The organism is Ruegeria sp. E1, assembly GCF_056534225.1.
Genome location: NZ_JBQFPE010000008.1, coordinates 69,377 through 89,374 on the forward strand (window position 1 = coordinate 69,377; position 19,998 = coordinate 89,374).

A 19,998-nucleotide genomic window follows, 5' to 3' on the forward strand; every position below is an offset into this window, starting at 1 on the left:
CACAGAATCGTCCCCAGAATCATACCCAGGGGCGGGCCTGATTTGCGTGATCCTCGAATTTGTCGATGTGGTGGTCTTTTTCCATCGTCAGCCCGATATCGTCCAGACCGTTCAGCAGGCAATGTTTGCGGTGCGGGTCGATGTCGAACTCGATCACCACGCCGTCCGATGTCGTGATCTGCTGATCCTCCAGATGAACGGTCATACGGGCGTTTTCACCTTTATGGGCGTCTTCCATCAGGATCGCGTGGTGTTCTTCCTCGACCACGATTGGCAGGATGCCGTTCTTGAAGCAGTTGTTGAAGAAGATGTCAGCAAAGCTGGTCGAGATCACAACCTTGATGCCGAAATCCTTGATCGCCCAAGGCGCGTGTTCGCGTGATGAGCCGCAGCCGAAATTGTCGCCGGCCACCAGAATCTCGGTGTTGCGATAGGCGGGTTTGTTCAGAACGAAATCTTCATTCTCGCCGCCATGATCGTGATAGCGCATCTCGTCAAACAGCACGACGCCAAGGCCGGACCGTTTGATGGTTTTCAAGTGCACTTTGGGGATGATCATATCGGTGTCGATATTGATCAGCGGCATTGGGGCGGCCACCCCGTGGACTTTGTCGAACTTTTCCATGTCTACACTCCTGCGGGGTAGGGCCGCGCCCGTGCCTCGCGTTTAAGCTTCTTTTGTTTCGTCTTTGGGTGCGTTCTTGACGAAGAACGCCATGAAGATCAGGCCGAACCCGTTGAACAGCATCTCGATGCCCAGCAGGATGCCCAAAAGGCTCAGCAAGGCTGCCGGTTCTGCTGCCGCATAAGACCAGATGATACCGGCCAGCACGATCGACAAGATGCCCGAGATCATCGTAGGCCAGAAAAACTGTGTTCCTTTCATTTGGAACGACAGAATGACCCGCGCGATGCCGCCTGCCATGAACAGGATCAGCATCACAGTCGCCAGTGTCAGCGTGCCCTGCAGCGGGTGATCCAGAAAGGACCAGCCCAGAAACAGCATGACCGCACCCATGATGAGCGACAGGATCTTGTTGCCAGTACCTTCAACGGTGAAACCGCCGGCGATCTGCAACGCGCCCGCGATCAGCAGCAGAATACCGGTCACGACGGTCACTGCGACGGACGCCACCACCGGCGCGCCCAGCACGAAGATGCCGAACGCTATGGACAATAGCCCCAACAGCAGCCATTTGACCCAATCACTCATTTTGTCTCTCCATCAAATATCTAGATATGAGAGCTTCTTACATCAGTTCTCGCACGTCTGTAAGCCGTCCCGTGATCGCCGCTGCGGCAGCCATCGCGGGGCTCAGCAAATGGGTACGTCCACCGCGGCCCTGACGCCCTTCGAAGTTGCGGTTCGAGGTTGCGGCACAACGCTCGCCCGGTTGCAGCTGGTCGGGGTTCATCGCCAGGCACATGGAACATCCAGCCAAACGCCATTCGAAACCAGCCTCTTTGAAGATCTCGGCCAGTCCTTCTTCTTCGGCTTGCGCCCGCACCAGACCCGAGCCGGGTACGACCATGGCACGCATCCCGTCCTTGATCTTTTTGCCCTTAAGGATTTCCGCCGCCGCACGCAGGTCTTCGATCCGACCATTTGTGCAGGATCCGATAAAGACAGTGTCGACTTCGACTTCGCTGAGCTTTTGACCGGCTTCCAAACCCATGTATTCGATCGAACGGCGGGCCGCGTCGACCTTGCCGCCTTCGAAGTCTTCGGGGTGCGGCACAGTCGCGGTGATCGGCAAAACATCCTCGGGGCTGGTGCCCCAGGTGACAACAGGCGCGATGTCTTCGCCGCGCAGGGTCACAACCTTGTCGAAATGCGCGCCTTCGTCGGTGTAGAGCGTTTTCCACCAGTCCATCGCTGCTTCCCACTGGGCGCCCTTGGGCGCGTGTGGACGGCCTTTGACATATTCGAACGTGGTCTCATCCGGGGCGATCAGACCCGCGCGTGCGCCGCCTTCGATTGCCATGTTGCAGACGGTCATGCGACCTTCCATCGACAGATCACGGATCGCTTCGCCGCAATATTCGATGACATAGCCGGTGCCGCCAGCGGTTCCGGTCTCACCGATCACAGCCAGAGTGATGTCCTTGGCGGTCACGCCCGGCTGCAATTTGCCGGTGATCTCGACCTTCATGTTCTTGGATTTCTTCTGGATCAGGGTTTGCGTGGCCAGAACGTGCTCAACCTCGGAGGTACCGATGCCATGCGCCAGAGCGCCGAATGCGCCGTGAGTCGCGGTGTGGCTATCACCGCAGACAACGGTCATGCCGGGCAGGGTCCAGCCCTGTTCGGGGCCGACGATATGCACGATGCCCTGACGGACGTCGTGGACCGGGTAATAGTGAATGCCAAAATCCTTGGCGTTCTTGTCGAGTGCTTCAACCTGAATGCGCGATTCCGGGTTTTCGATCCCGTTCACACGATCCGGCGTGGTGGGTACGTTGTGGTCCGGCACGGCAATGGTTTTTTCCGGTGCGCGCACCTTGCGGCCCGCCATGCGCAGTCCTTCAAAGGCCTGCGGGCTGGTGACTTCGTGCACCAGATGGCGGTCGATATACAGCAAACAGGTGCCATCGTCGGCTTCGTGCGCGACATGGGCATCCCAGATTTTGTCATAGAGTGTTTTGGGGGACATCGGTCCTCTCCCGTGTGTAAATGAGAAATGGCTGGCGAGGTAGCTCAGGCCGCGGATAGCCGGGCCAGAACCGTGCGGGCAGCCCCAAAGAACCGTTCGCGCAGGCGCGCGCGATCTTCCAGATTCTGCTGTTGGGCCACATTGAGTCTCATGCCGATCAGATATATCGGGGCTTGCCGTCAATCAAGGTTCAATCCGATCGCGGGCTTGCATCGCGGCGCAACGCTGTTCAATCTGGCATCATGAATCAGGATCTGATCCCCAGCTCGCTGTCGGACCTCTACAACAACATGGTGGCGGGCTTTTCCGCGCAATTTGAAAACCTTGTCGAACTGGTGATTACGCCCGGCTGGCGTCAGCATCAGCTGGTCATTATTTTGCTGCTTTGGGCGCTGGCCTTTGCGCTGAAACTGGGTACGCAGCGCCGGTGGCAGGTTTGGGCGCGGTCGCGCACCGGCTGGCCGAAATGGCGGCTACGCACCCTGGTGCAACTGATGCAACGGCTGACGCTGGTCTATTTCGTGCTGATGTCCTGGGCCTTGTATCTGCTCATGCAGCATATCACCTGGCCCTCACGCAGTTATCTTATCGGTGTGGTGGCGACGCTGGCGCTGGCGTGGCTGATCATTGCGCTGGTTGCGCGGCTGGTGCGCAACCGGACCCTGCGGCGGATATTCAAATGGGCCATGTGGATATACGCCACGCTGGTTGCCCTGAGCCTGACTGACGATGTGGCCGAGTTTCTGGACGGTGTGGCCATAACCATCGGCGACCTGCACATCTCGACGCTGGGGATCCTCAAGGCAACGCTGCTGATCGGGGTTCTGCTGACGCTGGCCCGCATCGGCACCCGCACCGCTGAACGGGGGTTGATGAGCAATGACGACATCACCCCGTCGATGCAGGTGCTTCTGGCCAAGGGTATACAAGTGTTGCTGTACGGCGCGGTCTTTCTGGCCGCGATCCGGACCCTTGGCTTCGACCTGACCGGGATTGCCCTGCTGTCCGGTGCGATTGGTGTGGGGATAGGGTTCGGGCTGCAAAAGGTGGTGTCGAACCTGATCTCGGGCATCATCATCCTGATGGACCGCTCCATCAAACCGGGCGACGTCATTTCACTTGGGGATACGTTCGGCTGGATCAACGCGCTGGGTGCGCGATATGTTTCGGTGGTGACGCGCGACGGGCGGGAATACCTGATCCCAAACGAGGATTTGATCACCAATCAGGTTGTGAACTGGTCGCATTCGGACAAGTTCGTTCGACTGGATCTGAATTTCGGGGCCAGCTATTCGGACGACCCACATAAAGTGCGTGCGACGGCGATCCGCGCCGCCAAATCCGTGGCACGGGTGCTGGGAGGCGGTTCTCGCGAGCCGGTCTGCCACATCACTGGCTTTGGCGACAGCAGCGTTGACTACGTGCTGCGCTATTGGATCAGCGACCCGACCAAGGGGCTGACGAATATCCGGGGCAATATCTATCTGGCGCTTTGGGATGCGTTTCAGGCTGAAGGCATCTCGATTCCCTTCCCGCAGCGCGAAGTCCGGCTGTTGCCCGACGCAGAGCAGCAACAGATCGCCAAAGAGTGAGCAGACGTTGCGGCCCTGTCGCGCCCGTTCATTGAAATGTTGCATTCCCCTTGTTACCTTAATAATACCCCGGCGCCGGGAAAGTGCGGCGCGCAGCAAAGGAGGACTATGTCCTGTCTCTACATACCCAGGCGGGTTTGCCCGCCGAAGACGGGGCCTCAGTGATGGCCCACTCTCAGTCAATCAGCGATGAGCTGCTTGTACGTATCCTTTCCTCACTTTCCGATGACAAGGCCGAAGACGTCGTGCAGATCAACCTGCAGGGCAAATCCTCGGTTGCGGATCACATGGTGATTGCCTCGGGTCGGTCGACCCGTCAGGTCTCGGCCATGGCGGAAAAGCTGACAGATCGCATCAAGCAGGAATTCGGATTCACCTCGAAGGTCGAAGGCAAGGATGCCGGCGATTGGGTGTTGATCGATACGGGCGACGTCATCGTCCATATCTTCCGCCCCGAAGTGCGCGAATTCTACCAGCTGGAAAAGATGTGGCTTCCTGCAGGCGGCAGCGCCTCGACGAACTGAGGCGCCATCCCGGTCTGAATTAACAGGCCGGAGGCGAGAGAGATATGCGTATCAGCATAGTTGCGGTCGGGCGATTGCGCGCCGGACCCGAGAAATCCCTGCTTGACGATTACCTGACCCGATTTGAACGGACCGGCCGTGGCCTGGGCCTTGGTCCCGCGCGGGTAATTGAAGTTGAGGACAAGAAGAACGCAGGCATGGCGGCCGAGAGCGCGCTGCTGCGCAAGGCCCTGCCGAAGGGTGCTGTGATCTGTTCGCTGGACGAACGCGGACGGGTCATGTCTTCCCCAGATTTCGCCAAAAAGCTGGGCGACTGGCGCGATGCCGGGCGGCAGGATCTGGCACTGATCATCGGCGGAGCCGACGGAATAGACCCTGAACTGCGGGCTGAAGTCGATTTTTCCCTCTCATTCGGGTCGATGGTCTGGCCCCACATGCTGGTCCGTGTGATGTTGGCCGAACAACTCTACCGGGCCGCAACTATTCTGTCGGGCGGCCCCTATCACCGGGTCTGATATGGCGCAGCTACTGATCGTTTACCATTCGCGCACCGGCGGCGCACGGCAGATGGCCGAAGCGGCGGCCGAGGCTGCGCAGGCCGAGGCAGACACCGTTCTGAAGTTCGCTGATCAGGCCGGACCCGAAGATTTGCTGGGCGCTGATGGCTACATCTTCTGCGCGCCCGAGAATCTGGCGGCGATTTCGGGTCTGATGAAAGAGTTCTTTGACCGCAGCTATTACCCGGTACTCGGTCGAATCGAAGGACGACCCTATGCCCAAATGATCTGTGCCGGGTCAGACGGAGAGAACGCGGCCCGCCAGACCGCTCGCATTGCCACCGGCTGGCGATTGAAAGAGGTGCAGCCGCCATTGATCCTTCGCACCCTTGCGCAGACGCCCGAGGCGATATTGGCGCAAAAGATCATCCCCGAAGATCAACTTGAGAAATGTCGCGAGATTGGGGCCGCGATGGCCGCCGGTCTGAGTCTTGGAGTGTTTTGAGCCCTAGTCCAGATCGACGATGGTGGTGCTTTCACTCCAACCGCCCACATTGTCCCGCGCCTGAATTTGTACTTGCGTTACGCTCTCGGGGATCGCGACTCCGCTCAATGATCGCGTAAAGGGCTGTTCGTCGACGTGAGGGTGATGCAAAACGCGCATACCCAGCTCGGCCCCTTCCATGTCCAACACACGCCAGCCATCAGCGTAATCGTCCCACCCTGTATCCGGGTGCCGGATCGTGACATCGAACCGCCATGTATCGCCGCTTTTGGTGGCTGAAACTTCTTCGATGACAGGCGGATCGGCAAGGGCGGGGCTGGCCAAAAGAAGGCCGAGAATCACATGTCGCATGAGAAGACCCTAACGTTTGATGCGCAGTGTTTCTATCACGAGTGTGTGCCTGTTTATCGGCAAATCGTTGGTTTTGTTGGCCAAGCGGTGGCGCTTTGGTTCCTGGGATAGGTGCTTGCAAAAATCAAAAATTGGTAATATTATTTTACCAAATGGAGAGACAGCTATGGAAATGCCGCAGCCAAACCCGGACGTCCTGGCCAGCAAGCAAGCGCTTTTGGCACGGTTGCATCAGGTACTGCCCAATGATGCGATCATCCACGAACCTGCGGAAACCCGCGCCTATGAATGCGATGCCCTGACGGCCTACAGGTGCCCTCCCATGTTGGTTGTTCTGCCATCAACTACGCAAGAAGTGTCGGATGTGTTACGCATTTGCCATGATGAGGGTGTGCCTGTTGTACCGCGCGGATCCGGCACGTCCTTGGCCGGGGGCGCGCTACCGACCGCTGATAGCGTAATCCTGGGCATTGCGCGTATGAACGAAGTGCTCGAGACGGACTACGACAATCGGTTTGTTCGGGTTCAGACCGGCCGCACCAATCTCAGTGTGACTGGTGCTGTCGAAGAAGAGGATTTCTTTTACGCACCGGATCCATCCTCACAATTGGCCTGCGCAATTGCGGGCAATATCGCGATGAATTCTGGCGGTGCGCATTGTCTGAAATACGGGGTGACCACAAACAACCTGATGGGTGTCAGAATGGTTCTGATGGACGGGAGCGTGGTTGATATCGGTGGCGCGCATCTGGATTCGGGCGGCTTGGACCTGTTGGGACTTATCTGCGGCTCGGAAGGGCAATTGGGCGTTGTGACCGAGGCAACCCTGCGCATCCTGCGCAAACCCGAGGGCGCGCGGCCCGTGCTGATGGGGTTCGATGACAATGAGGTGGCAGGGCACTGTGTCTCGGACATCATAAAGTCAGGCATTCTACCGGTGGCAATCGAGTTCATGGATACGCTTTGTATCAGGGCCTGCGAGAATTTTGCCCACGCGGGATATCCGGATTGTACGGCTTTGTTGATCGTCGAAGTCGAAGGCTCGGATGCCGAAATTGATGCGCAATTGTCCAAGATCGTTGAGATTGCAAAGCGTCACAAACCAGTGGAACTGCGCGAAAGCCAATCGCCCGAGGAAAGCGCGAAAATCTGGCTGGGGCGGAAATCAGCCTTTGGCGCAATGGGTCAGATGAACGATTACATGTGTCTGGACGGTACGATCCCTGTCTCGTCGCTGCCCTCAGTTCTGCGCCGGATCGGCGAATTGAGCGTCGAGTTCGGATTGCCGGTTGGTAATGTGTTTCATGCAGGCGACGGGAACATGCATCCGCTGATCCTGTTTGATGCCAACAAGCCCGGCGATCTTGAGAAATGCGAGGCGTTTGGCGTTGAAATCCTGAAGCTTTGCGTCGATGCGGGCGGATGCCTGACAGGTGAGCATGGGGTGGGGATCGAAAAGCGGGATCTGATGACGCATCAATATTCATTGCAGGATCTCGAAGCGCAGATGGCTGTGAAAGACGTGTTTGATCCGCGCTGGTTGCTGAATCCGGCCAAGGTGTTTCCCCTGCAACTGACCGAAGCGCGACGAGAAGCGGGGTGAGGGGCCAGCCCCTCTTGGCCCGGTGGGCCAATTCACCCCGAGGTATTTTTGAACAGAAGAAGATATCGGATGAGACCTGAGACAGAGGCTGAGTTGGCCGAAGCGGTGACCGGGCTGAGTGCTCCGGTTCGGATTGTCGGAGGTGGCACGCGCGGCGTCAGCGGGCCCGGCGTCGTTTTGCAGACAGGGGGTTTGCGGGGGATCACTCTGTACGAACCGGGCGCGCTGACGCTGGTGGCGCAGGCAGGTACCCCCGTCGCTGAAATCGAAGCTGCGCTAGACGCGGAAGGGCAGCAATTGGCCTTTGAGCCGGCAGATTACCGAGCCCTGCTGGGAACGTCGGGTGCGCCGACCATAGGTGGGCTAGTTGCGGCCAATATCTCGGGGCCGCGCCGGATATTGTCGGGTGCTTGCCGCGATTTCTTGCTGGGCGTGCGGTTTGTCGACGGGACAGGACAGGTCATCAAGAATGGTGGGCGGGTGATGAAGAACGTCACCGGCTATGATCTGGTCAAGCTGATGGCGGGATCATGGGGCACGTTGGGGGTTCTCTCGGAAGTGTCGCTGAAGGTGTTACCGAAGCCCGAGGCAAGCGCGACCTTGTCGGTTCAGGTTCCTGATCCAAGCGTCGCGGTGCGCGCCTTGTCTAAGGCGCTGTGTTCCCCGTTTGAGGTCAGCGGGGCAGCTTATGACCCTGACGCGGGCCTTGCCTACGTGAGGATTGAAGGGTTCGAGGACTCGGTCGCCTATCGATGCGGCCGGTTGCAGGGTGATCTGGCAGAGTTTGGCGATGTATCCAAGCAAGCCGGGTCTGCGGCACTGTGGGCCGGGTTGCGCGATGCGAGGAAGTTCGAAGGAACAAGCGGCGACATCTGGCGTTTGTCGGTGAAACCGGGGGATGCGCCGGAAATAGCAGCAAGGCTTGAGGCCGAGGCCATCCTGTTTGACTGGGGTGGCGGGCTGATCTGGGCTCTGATGCCAAGCGGCACCGATCTGCGCGCGCGGCTAGGCGAGATCGATGGGCACGCGACACTGGTGCGGGCTGAGGCCGAAACCTATGACCGGCTTGGGCGATTTCAGCCAGAGAATGCTGCGATTCAGGCTCTAACAAAGTCAATTCAGGCAAAATTCGACCCGCGTTCTGTGTTTAACCCGGGTCTGATGGGGTAGAGTGATGCAGACGAAATTTACCGACGAGCAGTTGAAAGATCCGGCCATCGAACGGTCGAATGCTATTCTGCGCAGCTGCGTGCATTGTGGTTTTTGCACCGCGACCTGCCCGACCTATCAGGTACTGGGGGATGAATTGGACAGCCCGCGTGGGCGTATCTATCTGATCAAGGACATGTTGGAGAACGCGCGGGTGCCGGATGACAAAACGGTCAAACACATTGATCGTTGCCTGTCCTGTCTGGCCTGCATGACAACCTGTCCTTCCGGGGTGCACTACATGCATCTGGTCGACCACGCACGGGCCTATATCGAAGAGACCTATAAGCGCCCGCTGTCGGATCGTGTTCTACGTTGGGTTTTGGCGCAGATTTTGCCCTATCCCATGCGGTTTCGCTGGGCGTTGATCGGCGCCAAGCTTGGGCGTCCTTTTCGGTTTCTGATGCCGGATGCGCGATTGCGGGCCATGCTGGACATGGCGCCCAAGCACATCCCGCCGGTTAGTCGGAACGACGACCCGCAGAGTTTTCCGTCGCAAGGACCGCGCAAGCTGCGTGTCGCGCTGATGACAGGGTGTGCCCAAAGGGCGCTGAACACCGATATCAACGACGCCACGATCCGCCTTTTGACTCGATTGGGATGCGAGGTCGTGGTGGCCGAAGGCGCGGGCTGTTGCGGGGCGCTGACCCACCACATGGGCAAAACAGAGCATAGCCATGGCTCTGCGGCGGACAATATCCGCGCCTGGACCCGCGAGATGGATGGGTCGGGGCTGGATGCGATCGTCATCAATACATCGGGCTGCGGAACCACGGTAAAGGACTACGGCCATATGTTTCGCAATGATCCGCTGGCTGAAGATGCGCAGCGTGTCTCGGCGATTGCGATGGACATCAGCGAAGTGTTGATGCGTCTGGACATGCCCGAGGGGGGAAGCAAACAGATGAAAGTAGCCTATCACGCCGCCTGTTCCTTGCAGCATGGCCAACAGGTCAAATCACACCCCAAAACCCTTTTGAAACGCGCGGGATTCCCTGTGTTAGAGCCCGCTGATAGTCATCTGTGCTGCGGTTCTGCCGGCACGTATAATCTGATGCAGCCCGAAATATCAGGCCAGTTGAGGGCGCGGAAAGTGCGAACGCTTGAAGCAAAATCTCCCGATGTGATCGCAGCAGGAAATATCGGGTGCATGATGCAGATCGGTTCGGGCACAGAGATCCCCGTCGTGCATACGGTCGAACTGCTGGACTGGGCGACCGGAGGCCCCAAGCCGCGTGCACTGACAGAGAACGCCCATTAACGCTGATTGCAGCTTTCGCGCACCGATCCGGCTATTTCTGGCAAAGGTCCAATCTGCCCTATTTTCGCCCCACCCTGCCTTTAACACCGATGGTCGGATAACCGACCGGAGAATTGCGTGCGCAGATGGATTACAGCCATTGCCCTTGGGGTGCTGCCGCTGGTGGCCATGGCGCAGGATTCCGGCCTGAAAAGTATGAAGACCAGCGATTCCGGGCGCGACTGGATGGCTGTCGGCCGTCTGAATATTGATGGAACCGGGTTTTGCACGGGTGCGCTGATCTCACCCACTCTGGTCCTGACGGCGGCGCATTGCCTGTTCGACAAAGTCACCCATAAGAGGGTCGATCCCGCCCGTATTGAGTTTTTGGCGGGCTGGCGTCTGGGTCATGCGTCGGCTTATCGGGCGGCGCAGCGGACGGTTATTCATCCGAGATACAATTTTAACGCAGATGCCACGGCAGATCGCGTTCGGTACGACATTGCCCTTATTGAGTTGGGGCAGCCGATCCGCAACACGTCGGTCATTCCTTTTGAGACCGGATCCAGACCTGCGCGCGGAGAGGATGTGGGCGTTGTATCCTACGCGCATGACCGCGCCGAAGCGCCATCTTTGCAAGAGGTCTGCTCGGTCGTGGCGCGTCAGTCCGGGGTTCTGATCATGTCCTGCAATGTCGATTTTGGTGCGTCGGGCGCGCCGATCTTCTCATTCGCGCAGGAGCGGCCGCGCATTGTCTCCGTCGTCGCCGCTAAGGCCGAGATGGGCGGTAGCCGGGTTGCCTTGGGTACGGCGCTGGAAGAGTCGCTGGAACTGTTGCAGGCCGAATTGAATGCAGGCCGTGGACATTCGGCGTCTCACGATAATTCAAGCAAAAACATTGGTGCGAGATTTTTGAAACCATGATCCGAATTCTAATAAAAACAGCAGTTATTCTTAGCTTTGCCGCAACCGCATCGCACGCGCAGCTGAGCAATCAGCGGCGCCTGACCGATCGCGATGATCTGTATGGCTGGGAGGCCGTCGGGCGATTGGACATAGGCGATCAGGGATTCTGCACCGGAACGCTGATTGCCAAAGATCTCGTCCTGACCGCAGCGCATTGTGCCTTGGACAAGGCCACTGGCAAGCCCTATCCGCCCGGCAAAGTGACGTTTCGCGCCGGGCTGAGCGATGGTGAGTCACTTGCAGATCGTAAGGTGATCCAAATCGCCTCACATCCCGACTTTGTCGCCAACAGGCGGGTGACGGCGCCACGCATCCGTGTTGATGTGGCTCTGATGCGGCTGGAGGAGCCAATCCCCTATTCTATTGCCAACCCGTTTGCGCTGCACAGTGGCCGCATTTCGGGCAGCGAGATCAGCGTCGCATCTTATGGGCGTGGCCGGGCCGAGGCGATCACACGTCAGCGGTCATGCAACATCCTGGGGCGTGGAGAGGGCCTCATCAGTTTTAACTGCGACGTGACATTCGGGTCGTCGGGGTCAGCCATTCTGGCTAAAACCGGACCGCGCTGGCAAATCCTGTCGGTCGTGTCCGCCGTGGGCTGGGACGGCCGCAGAAAGGTCGGCTATGGAATGGAACTGTCTGGGGTGGTGTCCGAACTCAAGGCGATCCTGCGTCGCGACGCACCAAAGCCACTGGCCACGATCCGACGTTTGCAGCCTGGGGCAGACAAGTCCAGTTCGGGGGCGAAATTCATCAGTGCGGGCGGGTCTTGAACTGTCTCATTCCTCTACCCATCTGAGTTTTACCGGATCGCCAATATCGGGGTCCGGAACTCACCAGCGCCTGTCCGAACGGAGGGCGCGACATCGTAAATCGCTCAGATGAGGATAACGACACATGCGTAGTTTTGATTTTGCACCGCTGCACCGCGCAACCATTGGCTTTGACCAGATCGCAGACATGATGGATCGCGTTCTGACCAACGACGTGGCGCAGCCCAGCTATCCGCCCTACAACATCGAAAAGACAGATGCCGATACATACCGGATTTCGATTGCTGTCGCCGGATTCTCGGAGTCCGACCTGTCGGTCGAGGTCAAGGAAAACGCCCTGATTGTCACCGGCAAGAAAGCCGCCGACGAGAAAGAGCGCAGCTATCTGCATCGTGGCATCGCCACCCGCGCGTTCGAACGCCGCTTTGCGCTGGCCGATCACGTGCGCGTCACCGGTGCAAGCCATGAAGACGGTATGCTGAACATCGATCTCAAGCGCGAAGTGCCTGAAGCGCTCAAGCCGCGCCGGATCGAGATTTCCTCGGCCAATGCGATCGAAAAGGATGTGGTCGACGCCAAGGCCGTGAACTGAGGCCACCGACCACGCGGCGATAGTCCCGCCTCTTAGGATTATCGCACCACACGCCCCGCGTTCCTCCAGACGCGGGGCGAATTGTATTAAGAATGCCGACGGTGCGCCTAAAATTCTGGTGCGTTTGGCCGTTACCGGGTTAGACTTTTCCGAACATCCTGCTGATCTTTTTCAACTTTCGCAGATAGGAAAAGGAAAACTGCCCATGCGTCCCAATCACCTGTTCGCCGGAATTACAACAACCGCGCTTGCATTGACCTCACTGATCTCGGCTCCGGCCAAAGCGGATGATGCCGGTGCCGTGATCGCTGGGGTTGCGCTTGGCGTTTTGGGGGCTTCAATCGCCGAACATCATCACAAGCACGGATCGAAATATCACAAACACCCGCATGTCTCGGAAGAGGAAAATGACGTCGGGCTGTGTATGCATCGGACTCATGCCGCGATGACCAATCAGGGATATTACGCCGTAGATTTCGAACGGACGCTATCTTACACGACAAATTCCGATGGGATTGATCTGATCGATCTGGAAGTGGCCCGATCCAAGGACAGCAATGATCAGCGCAGCTATATCAAAGCCCATTGCGCCATCCAGAACGACGAAGTCGTGAATTTCAGATATTCCCATTACTGATAGGGCGTTGGGGGTAATTACCCAAACGTTGCATCTGTGACGCGCCTGTCTGTGCTGGTGCGGAGTTTATCCGTGCCGCCTTTCATTTCCCTCCCGAATTTGCCAATCTTTGCGGGAATTTAGCATCCGAAGGGATGTAAATAGATGTAACATTGCCTATCTTATTGGGTAGATAACAAAAAAAGGGATAGCAGAGATGTCGAACCAGCAATTTGATGCGTTGATTCAGGAAACTCAGGCCAAGGTGCGCGAAAGCCAGTCGCAGATCGAAGGGCTGACCTCGCGGATCGAAGCGGCACGTGCCAAGATCGGTACGTCAGAGGCGGATATCGATATCGAAAACGCCACGCTTGAAGACGTGCACGCCCATACCGAGGTGATGAACGCCAATATCGCCGAGTTGATCATGGGGCTGGACGACGTCACCAATGCGTTCTCCAAAGATTTCGACGAGATGCGGTCGAAAACCGGGTGGGAGAGCTTTGTCGGCATCTTCGCCAAGGCCAAATCTGAATCCATGCGGCAGGAGCGTATGCGCACCGCCAATATCGACGACAAGCTGCAGGACCTGATTGCCAAATCGGACGTAATCGTGAAACTGCTGGAAGGGCAGCTTTCCGTGCTGGAAGAACAGCGCGTGAAGGTCGAGGACAACCTGACCGTTACGCTGGATGATCGCGAGGCCACCGTGGCTGAGCTGGAGGCCCTGCGGGCTGAGATCCAAGGCATGGACCCGACGATTATCACGCTTGAGAACAAGATCAGCGTCGAACAGGATGCCGCCGCGCGCACCCAGTTAGAGACTGAATTGGCCGAGTTGAACAAGCAATACAACGCCAAGGTTCAGGAAGAGCAGGTCAAGCTGGCCAAATCTCAGACGCTGGAACGCTATATCGAAAAGGGCAAGACCTGGGTCGATTCCCTGCAGAACCAGGCGGCGACGCAGATGGTGCTGATCAACAAGCTGCAGACAGACACGCAACAGCGAGTGGTGCTGTATGACGCCCTGACCAAGTCGCTGAAAACCGCGCAGCAGCAGGATGTGGCCCACCGCATCAACGAGATCGGCGTACAGACGGACCAAGAGGCGCAAACCGCCATGGCCGCCATCGGCACCGCGACCAACCAGAAAATGGCTGACATGCTTGAGGCGCACGAGGACCACATGGTCTTTGCCCGCGACGTGCTGGAGAAAAAGGCCAAGGCGGATGAACGCTTTGCCCGCCGGTTCGCCTCGATTGTCGAGAAGCATGATAAGAATTTGTATGGGGGTTGAGCTTGGGCCGATTGAATGCAAGCCGGTCAGAGCAGTTAGGTTGGTCGCCCCTTCGTTGGGTTATTGGTATCTTCGGTGCAGTGCTTGCAATGGCATACATCGGGGGGTGGTACTTTCTCTTTGCGCTACCTTTGATGGCGGTATTCGCCATTAGCTTTGCGGTTACGTTTTGGATTACCGGTGGCAACGAAACTGCGGTGGTAGTTTCACTAATATTGCTGTCGCCAATTTATTTGGCCTTTCTCGTTTGGCAAGTAGCGAGGTTTGTCGGCCCTGCTTATGTTGGCATAGTTCAGAAATGTGGAATTATCTGGCAACGCGCTCACCACTATTCTCCAGCGGATTTAATTGGTTCTGTTCGCAAACAACGCCAGATAGCGTCTGCGGACGTTCTTAGACTGTGGGGGAAAGCAATTGCCAGCTAACCCCACCCAAGACCATGTCGGCCTGACCGACACCTTCGCTTCGCGCCGCTATTTCCGTAAATTCGAGGTGATCACCGTCCACCTCCTGCGCGTGGCCGCGACGATGGAGGCTGAGGGCGCGATCAGCAAGCAAGAGGTGCGGATCGTGTCGCGCTACCTTTCGGGGCTGCTCTACACCTTCCGCGCGCTTTCCATGAAATACCTGCTGGTCGGGCGCGATACCGGGCGGTTCTTTGGTAGCCTTGCCATGGACAAGCGCGACAGCGGGTTTCCGGTGGCGGCTGAGCTGCTGACGATGGCCAATGACGCGCAGCAGGCGCAGGTGCATCTGGCGAATATGCCGTCAGCCGACGAGCTGAAAACCGACATGGTGCGGACGATCATTGGCGATCAGGACATCCCCACCAAGCTGCAATTCGCGCTGTCCCAAAGGCTCTATTATGAGGAATTGCTGAAAGGAGAGCTGTTCTGGGCCCGCAACGATCCCGAATGTCACTGGATCGGGAATGAGGGCGAGCGGCGCAGGTTCATGATCCACTGGGCGGTTTATGATAGCCAGATCAACCTGCCGGTCATCTACCTGATGCAGTTGGAGGATAGTGGCAAGACGGCCCTGCCCAAGGATCAGCGCCGCTGGCCCGAAGTGCAGGCCCACCTGATGGCGCAATCGCTAGGCGGGTTGAAACTGGTGACGATTGCGAAGGGCTTCGATCAGGATTTTCACGACCTGCACCCCAAACATCTGCGCCGCATTCATGTGGGGCCGATGTATTCCTCGGCCTATACCGAGCAGTCCGGGCCTTTGCGGCAAGTTCTGGAGGACGCGCAGGCGCCCGAGGGGCAAGACTGGGCGCTGGCATGGACCACCGAAGAACTGGAAAGCGAAGAGGTGGTTCAGGAGCGCTCAGGCTGGTTTGGCACGGTAGATCGCGAGGTCTTTGCCTTGGACCCGTTTGGCGGGCAAGGGGCCGAGACCGGGGCGACGCGCACGCAGCGCTCGATCATCCTGCCGCAGCGTCCGTTTCAGGTGCTGGCTGAACGCAACCCGCCGGGCTTTGCGGATGTGCGCAAGTTCGTGGTCAGCAAGTCGGGGCAGGTGTTGAGGTATTAGTTTCGCCTTCGGCGAGAGTATTTTTGAAAAGATGAAGCAAGGGTGGTTTTTGAGATGAGTTTGACGTCAGATCAGATGGAATTGCGCGAGGCTGATATTCGCAAGCATTACCTGGCGGCGACAGCCTTGTTGAATGGGTTCGAGCACGCGCCGCGGATTGCCAAAGCCGTTGAGGCGACCGTGGAGCGCTCGCCGGGGGTGTCATCCGGGCGCCGGTTCCGGTCAACCACGCCGGGGTTGGTGACACGGCGTACGGCGCGGGCAGATGGGGTGCATTTGGTCGAACGGATCGAGGCCTCGGATGATGGCGATGCTTTGGTTTCGCCGCCGCAGGCCACTGCGCAGCAGGCCATTCGGCGGGCAATTGCCATCTCGCTGGCGGTGGCCGAGGCCTATGCGGAACAGACCCCTCTGGCCGATTTGAAACGCGCCAATCTGGCCGGGGATCTGCCAGCCGCGCGCAAGACCGAGTTTTCGGAATTGCTGACGGCTGAGGCGCTGATCACTCTGCACACGTTTGGCAACGCTTTGGCCTATCTGATGTCCTCGCATCTGGGTGAAGCCACGGTCGATCTGGGCGAGGTCGAAGAGGTTCTGACCGACAACGGCCAGCTTGCCCTGCATGGGGCCTTGTGGGAGTTGGATCAGACTCTGGCCAAACACGCCCCCGACGATGCGCATCTGATCGCGGCCACCAGTGCCTACGCCGAGCAATTGATGGAGAAAGCCGCCCTGCGCGCGCAGTCCGCAGGCCACCTGACCCCGTTCCAAAACGCCGCCTGGCATATCGAGGCCGACGATCTGACCATCCGCGGATTTGAGCCGGCATCGAAGGCCAAATCAACCACCCTGACCATGACGTTCAAGAAACCGAACGAGGTGGTCGGCAACCATATCGCCAAATATCAGGCGATGAAGCTGGCCAAGATGGTGATGGCCTATGACTTCGACCGCCGCCTGAACCCGTTTGCGGAACTCGGCGGGTTCATCTTTACCTTCATGGGCGATGGCAAACCGGGTACCGGCAAGACCACCCTGATCCAGATGATGGCCGGGCTGATCAACGACTATTGCCAGAACGCCGGCTATCCGTTCCGCTATCAGAACCTGAGCACCGACAATATCGACAGCTATCAGGGCAAATCCGGCCAGAACGCCAAGGCCTTCATCAACACGATTATCGACCCCTCGGTTATCGGCTTCGGCACCATCGACGATATCGACCAACTGGCGGGCAAACGCGGCGACCGGCAATCGTCAGCCGGACAGTTGGAAATCACCGCTGTTCTGATGGAGAGCTTTGCGGGCGCCAACACTGTTGTGCGCGGCAACTGCACCTTTGGCATGTTCTCGAACTACCCCGAGAATGTGGACGACGCTCTGCGCCAACGAGCGGGCGCGCGGTTTTTGGTGGACGGGCCGCAAACGCGCGAGGATTACATCGACATCCTGCACCTGCTGATGGGCCGCAACCACGACATCCCGCTGGGCGAACACGACGCCTATGCCGCGCAGGAGATCAAGAAGGCCGTCGCCGCCAGTTTCGAAAGCCATTCGCGCCCGCATGAGGATGCCTTGCTGCAGGTCTATGACCGTGTCTCCGGCGAGATCGGCCAGATGGACACCATCGCCAAGCTGGGCACCTACCTCAAGGCGATCCAACAAGCGGACGAGCGGTTCACCGGCCGCGCGATCAAGAACATCACCGACGCGGTCAAGGTCCGCGCGATGGATTTCGAACTGCCCGACGAGTGGATGGAAAACCCCGACCTGTTCCTGTTCCGCGACTACGACACCAAAAAGGCCATGATCGAGGACCTTCGCCAGCCGATCACGGTCGAGATGGTGATCCAGGAGATCAACCGCTACGCCGACAGCGAATTCCGTTATGCAGACAAGAGCGACGAGGTCGCCATCGAAAACGCAGTGCGTGAGATGGGCCGGATGGAAGAGGCCAAGCGGCGGTATTTGGAGGGGGACTGAAATGGATGATCTTCTACCGCTTGTTGCGTATTATTTATTAACCGTCGCGATTTCAGCGGTTGTGGGTTGGCACGCCGGAAAACTTCGTTTGAAAAGTGACGAACACACCGGAATGGGAGCGGTGCTTGTAAGTTTGCTACTTGTATTCATTGTGGTACCCATTGGGCCGGTCATTCTTTCATCAATACTTTCGGAAGGGCTCGGTAGTGTTCCGACCGTTCTGAGTTTGTGGGGCTGGCTCCTTCTTCTTTCTACCGGCTCTGAAGGAGGGGCTGAGTTCCTACTGCTGATTGTAGTTTCGAGCGTTGCGGTCTGCCTGTTGAACCACTCTTTAGGGCGTCGCGCAGCCGCTGAAGATATTGATTCGCAGCGAGAAATGCAAAGTCGAATAAGTGCTCAGCATGGCCGCATTAAAGAAGCGCGCACGCGCCATAATTCGAAGGACAGGTTGAAATGATCCGCCTCATCGAAAAAGGCCTGATGTTCGGCAACCTCGTCCACATCTCCAGCCCGGCTCTGGTCGAGCGGTATAATCGCGCGCTGCAGCATCTGGCGGGCAAGACCACGGCCTTGACGGATTTCCATGTCGATATCTCGGGCTATTCGCCGGAGGTGGGGATTGAGCTGGAGGACGAGCTTTATCTCAACCCCAACGGGGTCAATCGGCAGTTCATTCTGCTGACGACCGAGCAGAAACGCGCGCCTTTGCTGAACGTCAAATTCTCGACCTCGCGCGAAATCCTGCGTGAATTCATCGAGATGAACGAGGCGCAGTTGTTTGCCCTGACCGCCACCGATGCGGTGGCCGGAGAGCTGGTGAACTCAGTCATCAAACTCACCACGCCGATTGATTTGTTGAATATCAAAAAGATTGAAATTGAGGCCGATACCGCAGGCGGCACGCTGCGCAAGGCCGAGCAGTTGGCGGGCATGGTCGAACGGTTCAAAACCGAAGAGGACGCCTGGTTCGACGATGTGCTGATCGCGAAAATGATCGAAACCGCCAAGGAAACCGGCGACGTGACACGCAACCCGGTGCGTCTGCGCCACACCGCGTTTGAACAACGCAATTTCTGGACGGCGCATTTCGGTGGGCTCTACCTGTTTCCGGATCTAGACCATCCGGCAGCGATTTGCATGGGCGAACGACCTGACGATTTGCCGATCAAGTATGTTTTTGGTCGGACACAAAGAAACCAGATCGCCAAATTCCTGGGGCTGAACAATCTGGTTGAAACGATCATCGAAGCGCGGGGCGTGGATTCGGCAGCGATCCTGCAACAAAAGATGGATTTCTTGACCGTTGCCGCCGCCGCAGATGCCGAGGTCGATCTGACCGGGCTGGATCGCAGCGATATGCGTCGTCTCGCCCGGAACCATGCGGATCAATTGCCCGAGGCGTATCACGGGCTTGCGCAACTGTTGCGCTGGGCAACGGACGGAGGGCCGTGGCCGCGCATCACCTCGGACCATCCGGCCTATTTCTACACGCTGCGCGCGGCCAATACGCCGAACCGCGATCTGGTGAACATGCTGCTGGCGGAACTGGCCCCGCTGGATCCGCGTCAGATGTTCATCTGCCACAAAGAGTTGTTCTACAGCACCTACAAAACCTGGCCCGAGGCAAAAAAAGCCTATGTTGCCGACTTCCTCGCGCGCGAGTATCAGGTGGACAAGTCGGGGGCCCGCGCCGCGCTGTTCGGGCATGAACCGGATATGAGCGGCGATGACCGTGTCACGGAAGATATCATCGCGCGGGTCGGCCCCTGGGGCGCTGTTGGGAGGAATTGAATGATCGTTGCCATCCGTTTCCTGATCCCGTTGTTGATCGTTTTGACTGTGATCTATGTCGGGCTTTCGATTTATTCTCGCCTGGTGCGCCGCCGCAAGTTGATTGCGCATTGGGACAAGAAGGGGATGACCGGCGACCGGGATGCTTTTGTCGCGCGTGGGCTTAAGAAATACGACAACTCGTTTCGCCGCAAACTGTTACTGGGGGTCTATGTCGTCCCGCTTGGGGCGATTGCCCTGCTTATCTATATCACAAATTTCAAATGAGG

23 protein-coding genes are annotated in these 19,998 nt (G+C 58.0%); 18 read left to right on the forward strand and 5 right to left on the reverse strand.

From position 1 onward, the window contains the following. Positions 1 to 19: 19 nt before the first annotated feature. From leuD to ACR0FG_RS11735, 4 genes are read right to left on the reverse strand one after another with little or no spacing between them, the layout of a single operon-like run. The gene (gene leuD / locus ACR0FG_RS11720) at positions 20 to 625 is read right to left on the reverse strand and encodes a 3-isopropylmalate dehydratase small subunit (RefSeq protein WP_480893146.1); all 606 of its coding nucleotides are present in this window, start codon (positions 623 to 625) and stop codon (positions 20 to 22) included. Positions 626 to 667: 42 nt separating this feature from the next. After that, on the reverse strand, positions 668 to 1,213 hold the full coding sequence (locus ACR0FG_RS11725) for an HdeD family acid-resistance protein (RefSeq protein ID WP_480893148.1): 546 nt from the start codon (positions 1,211 to 1,213) through the stop codon (positions 668 to 670). A gap of 37 nt (positions 1,214 to 1,250) precedes the next feature. Beyond that, positions 1,251 to 2,654, reverse strand: coding sequence for a 3-isopropylmalate dehydratase large subunit (gene leuC, locus ACR0FG_RS11730; RefSeq protein ID WP_170711074.1), 1,404 nt, complete (start codon positions 2,652 to 2,654; stop codon positions 1,251 to 1,253). A gap of 44 nt (positions 2,655 to 2,698) precedes the next feature. Then, positions 2,699 to 2,794, reverse strand: a complete 96-nt coding sequence (locus ACR0FG_RS11735; RefSeq protein WP_254438069.1) for an isopropylmalate isomerase — start codon at positions 2,792 to 2,794, stop codon at positions 2,699 to 2,701. Between the two features lie 102 nt (positions 2,795 to 2,896). Here ACR0FG_RS11735 and ACR0FG_RS11740 point away from each other — a divergent pair, with 102 nt between their 5' ends. The 4 genes from ACR0FG_RS11740 (at position 2,897) to ACR0FG_RS11755 (ending at position 5,772) form a co-directional block, all read left to right on the forward strand. Further along, positions 2,897 to 4,246, forward strand: coding sequence for a mechanosensitive ion channel family protein (locus tag ACR0FG_RS11740; RefSeq protein WP_480893150.1), 1,350 nt, complete (start codon positions 2,897 to 2,899; stop codon positions 4,244 to 4,246). Positions 4,247 to 4,410: 164 nt separating this feature from the next. Beyond that, complete coding sequence (rsfS, locus tag ACR0FG_RS11745; RefSeq protein WP_480893367.1) at positions 4,411 to 4,770, forward strand: ribosome silencing factor; 360 nt, start codon at positions 4,411 to 4,413, stop codon at positions 4,768 to 4,770. 44 nt (positions 4,771 to 4,814) lie between these two features. After that, entirely contained in the window at positions 4,815 to 5,285 is a 471-nt protein-coding gene (rlmH, locus tag ACR0FG_RS11750; RefSeq protein ID WP_480893152.1) for a 23S rRNA (pseudouridine(1915)-N(3))-methyltransferase RlmH, read from the forward strand. Position 5,286: 1 nt separating this feature from the next. Continuing rightward, positions 5,287 to 5,772, forward strand: a complete 486-nt coding sequence (locus tag ACR0FG_RS11755; RefSeq protein ID WP_170711071.1) for an NAD(P)H-dependent oxidoreductase — start codon at positions 5,287 to 5,289, stop codon at positions 5,770 to 5,772. Between the two features lie 3 nt (positions 5,773 to 5,775). On the opposite strand, the gene ACR0FG_RS11760 is transcribed toward ACR0FG_RS11755, so the two are convergent. After that, positions 5,776 to 6,123, reverse strand: coding sequence for a hypothetical protein (locus ACR0FG_RS11760; RefSeq protein WP_480893154.1), 348 nt, complete (start codon positions 6,121 to 6,123; stop codon positions 5,776 to 5,778). A gap of 166 nt (positions 6,124 to 6,289) precedes the next feature. On the opposite strand from ACR0FG_RS11760, the gene ACR0FG_RS11765 reads away from it, so the two are divergent. The 14 genes from ACR0FG_RS11765 (at position 6,290) to ACR0FG_RS11830 (ending at position 19,996) form a co-directional block, all read left to right on the forward strand. Beyond that, positions 6,290 to 7,726: an FAD-linked oxidase C-terminal domain-containing protein gene (locus ACR0FG_RS11765; protein WP_480893155.1), complete on the forward strand. Its 1,437-nt coding sequence runs from the start codon at positions 6,290 to 6,292 to the stop codon at positions 7,724 to 7,726. A 69-nt stretch (positions 7,727 to 7,795) separates the two neighbouring features. Then, positions 7,796 to 8,896: a glycolate oxidase subunit GlcE gene (gene glcE / locus ACR0FG_RS11770; protein ID WP_480893157.1), complete on the forward strand. Its 1,101-nt coding sequence runs from the start codon at positions 7,796 to 7,798 to the stop codon at positions 8,894 to 8,896. Positions 8,897 to 8,900: 4 nt separating this feature from the next. Then, the gene (glcF, locus tag ACR0FG_RS11775) at positions 8,901 to 10,196 is read left to right on the forward strand and encodes a glycolate oxidase subunit GlcF (protein WP_480893159.1); all 1,296 of its coding nucleotides are present in this window, start codon (positions 8,901 to 8,903) and stop codon (positions 10,194 to 10,196) included. Positions 10,197 to 10,313: 117 nt separating this feature from the next. Beyond that, the gene (locus tag ACR0FG_RS11780) at positions 10,314 to 11,099 is read left to right on the forward strand and encodes a trypsin-like serine peptidase (protein WP_480893160.1); all 786 of its coding nucleotides are present in this window, start codon (positions 10,314 to 10,316) and stop codon (positions 11,097 to 11,099) included. Beyond that, positions 11,096 to 11,914, forward strand: coding sequence for a trypsin-like serine peptidase (locus ACR0FG_RS11785; RefSeq protein ID WP_480893162.1), 819 nt, complete (start codon positions 11,096 to 11,098; stop codon positions 11,912 to 11,914). The genes ACR0FG_RS11780 and ACR0FG_RS11785 overlap by 4 nt, the downstream gene beginning before the upstream one ends. A gap of 124 nt (positions 11,915 to 12,038) precedes the next feature. After that, the gene (locus ACR0FG_RS11790) at positions 12,039 to 12,506 is read left to right on the forward strand and encodes an Hsp20 family protein (protein ID WP_480893164.1); all 468 of its coding nucleotides are present in this window, start codon (positions 12,039 to 12,041) and stop codon (positions 12,504 to 12,506) included. Between the two features lie 205 nt (positions 12,507 to 12,711). After that, on the forward strand, positions 12,712 to 13,143 hold the full coding sequence (locus ACR0FG_RS11795; protein ID WP_170711064.1) for a hypothetical protein: 432 nt from the start codon (positions 12,712 to 12,714) through the stop codon (positions 13,141 to 13,143). 196 nt (positions 13,144 to 13,339) lie between these two features. Continuing rightward, positions 13,340 to 14,419, forward strand: a complete 1,080-nt coding sequence (locus ACR0FG_RS11800; RefSeq protein WP_170711063.1) for a coiled-coil domain-containing protein — start codon at positions 13,340 to 13,342, stop codon at positions 14,417 to 14,419. Between the two features lie 2 nt (positions 14,420 to 14,421). After that, positions 14,422 to 14,844, forward strand: a complete 423-nt coding sequence (locus ACR0FG_RS11805; protein WP_480893167.1) for a hypothetical protein — start codon at positions 14,422 to 14,424, stop codon at positions 14,842 to 14,844. Further along, complete coding sequence (locus tag ACR0FG_RS11810; protein ID WP_480893169.1) at positions 14,834 to 15,955, forward strand: hypothetical protein; 1,122 nt, start codon at positions 14,834 to 14,836, stop codon at positions 15,953 to 15,955. Before ACR0FG_RS11805 ends, ACR0FG_RS11810 begins: the two co-directional genes overlap by 11 nt. Positions 15,956 to 16,009: 54 nt before the next feature. Further along, positions 16,010 to 17,938, forward strand: coding sequence for an AAA family ATPase (locus ACR0FG_RS11815; protein WP_480893171.1), 1,929 nt, complete (start codon positions 16,010 to 16,012; stop codon positions 17,936 to 17,938). Position 17,939: 1 nt separating this feature from the next. After that, positions 17,940 to 18,395: a hypothetical protein gene (locus ACR0FG_RS11820; RefSeq protein ID WP_480893173.1), complete on the forward strand. Its 456-nt coding sequence runs from the start codon at positions 17,940 to 17,942 to the stop codon at positions 18,393 to 18,395. After that, complete coding sequence (locus ACR0FG_RS11825; RefSeq protein ID WP_480893175.1) at positions 18,392 to 19,729, forward strand: DUF6638 family protein; 1,338 nt, start codon at positions 18,392 to 18,394, stop codon at positions 19,727 to 19,729. The genes ACR0FG_RS11820 and ACR0FG_RS11825 overlap by 4 nt, the downstream gene beginning before the upstream one ends. Further along, positions 19,730 to 19,996 carry a hypothetical protein gene (locus tag ACR0FG_RS11830; protein ID WP_480893177.1) on the forward strand — a complete coding sequence of 89 codons (267 nt, stop codon included), beginning with the start codon at positions 19,730 to 19,732 and terminating at the stop codon, positions 19,994 to 19,996. The last annotated feature ends 2 nt before the right edge of the window (positions 19,997 to 19,998 follow it).

Excerpts from the sequence above, each read along its gene's own strand:
- ACR0FG_RS11765 (WP_480893155.1), top strand. The coding sequence starts at position 6,290 with ATGGAAATGCCGCAGCCAAACCCGGACGTCCTGGCCAGCAAGCAAGCG.
- rsfS (WP_480893367.1), top strand. The coding sequence starts at position 4,411 with ATGGCCCACTCTCAGTCAATCAGCGATGAGCTGCTTGTACGTATCCTT.
- ACR0FG_RS11795 (WP_170711064.1), top strand. The coding sequence starts at position 12,712 with ATGCGTCCCAATCACCTGTTCGCCGGAATTACAACAACCGCGCTTGCA.
- ACR0FG_RS11740 (WP_480893150.1), top strand. The coding sequence starts at position 2,897 with ATGAATCAGGATCTGATCCCCAGCTCGCTGTCGGACCTCTACAACAAC.
- rlmH (WP_480893152.1), top strand. The coding sequence starts at position 4,815 with ATGCGTATCAGCATAGTTGCGGTCGGGCGATTGCGCGCCGGACCCGAG.
- glcF (WP_480893159.1), top strand. The coding sequence starts at position 8,901 with ATGCAGACGAAATTTACCGACGAGCAGTTGAAAGATCCGGCCATCGAA.
- ACR0FG_RS11825 (WP_480893175.1), top strand. The coding sequence starts at position 18,392 with ATGATCCGCCTCATCGAAAAAGGCCTGATGTTCGGCAACCTCGTCCAC.
- ACR0FG_RS11820 (WP_480893173.1), top strand. The coding sequence starts at position 17,940 with ATGGATGATCTTCTACCGCTTGTTGCGTATTATTTATTAACCGTCGCG.
- glcE (WP_480893157.1), top strand. The coding sequence starts at position 7,796 with ATGAGACCTGAGACAGAGGCTGAGTTGGCCGAAGCGGTGACCGGGCTG.
- leuD (WP_480893146.1), bottom strand. The coding sequence starts at position 625 with ATGGAAAAGTTCGACAAAGTCCACGGGGTGGCCGCCCCAATGCCGCTG.
- ACR0FG_RS11800 (WP_170711063.1), top strand. The coding sequence starts at position 13,340 with ATGTCGAACCAGCAATTTGATGCGTTGATTCAGGAAACTCAGGCCAAG.
- ACR0FG_RS11790 (WP_480893164.1), top strand. The coding sequence starts at position 12,039 with ATGCGTAGTTTTGATTTTGCACCGCTGCACCGCGCAACCATTGGCTTT.
- ACR0FG_RS11785 (WP_480893162.1), top strand. The coding sequence starts at position 11,096 with ATGATCCGAATTCTAATAAAAACAGCAGTTATTCTTAGCTTTGCCGCA.
- ACR0FG_RS11830 (WP_480893177.1), top strand. The coding sequence starts at position 19,730 with ATGATCGTTGCCATCCGTTTCCTGATCCCGTTGTTGATCGTTTTGACT.
- ACR0FG_RS11755 (WP_170711071.1), top strand. The coding sequence starts at position 5,287 with ATGGCGCAGCTACTGATCGTTTACCATTCGCGCACCGGCGGCGCACGG.
- ACR0FG_RS11760 (WP_480893154.1), bottom strand. The coding sequence starts at position 6,123 with ATGCGACATGTGATTCTCGGCCTTCTTTTGGCCAGCCCCGCCCTTGCC.
- ACR0FG_RS11815 (WP_480893171.1), top strand. The coding sequence starts at position 16,010 with ATGAGTTTGACGTCAGATCAGATGGAATTGCGCGAGGCTGATATTCGC.
- ACR0FG_RS11725 (WP_480893148.1), bottom strand. The coding sequence starts at position 1,213 with ATGAGTGATTGGGTCAAATGGCTGCTGTTGGGGCTATTGTCCATAGCG.
- leuC (WP_170711074.1), bottom strand. The coding sequence starts at position 2,654 with ATGTCCCCCAAAACACTCTATGACAAAATCTGGGATGCCCATGTCGCG.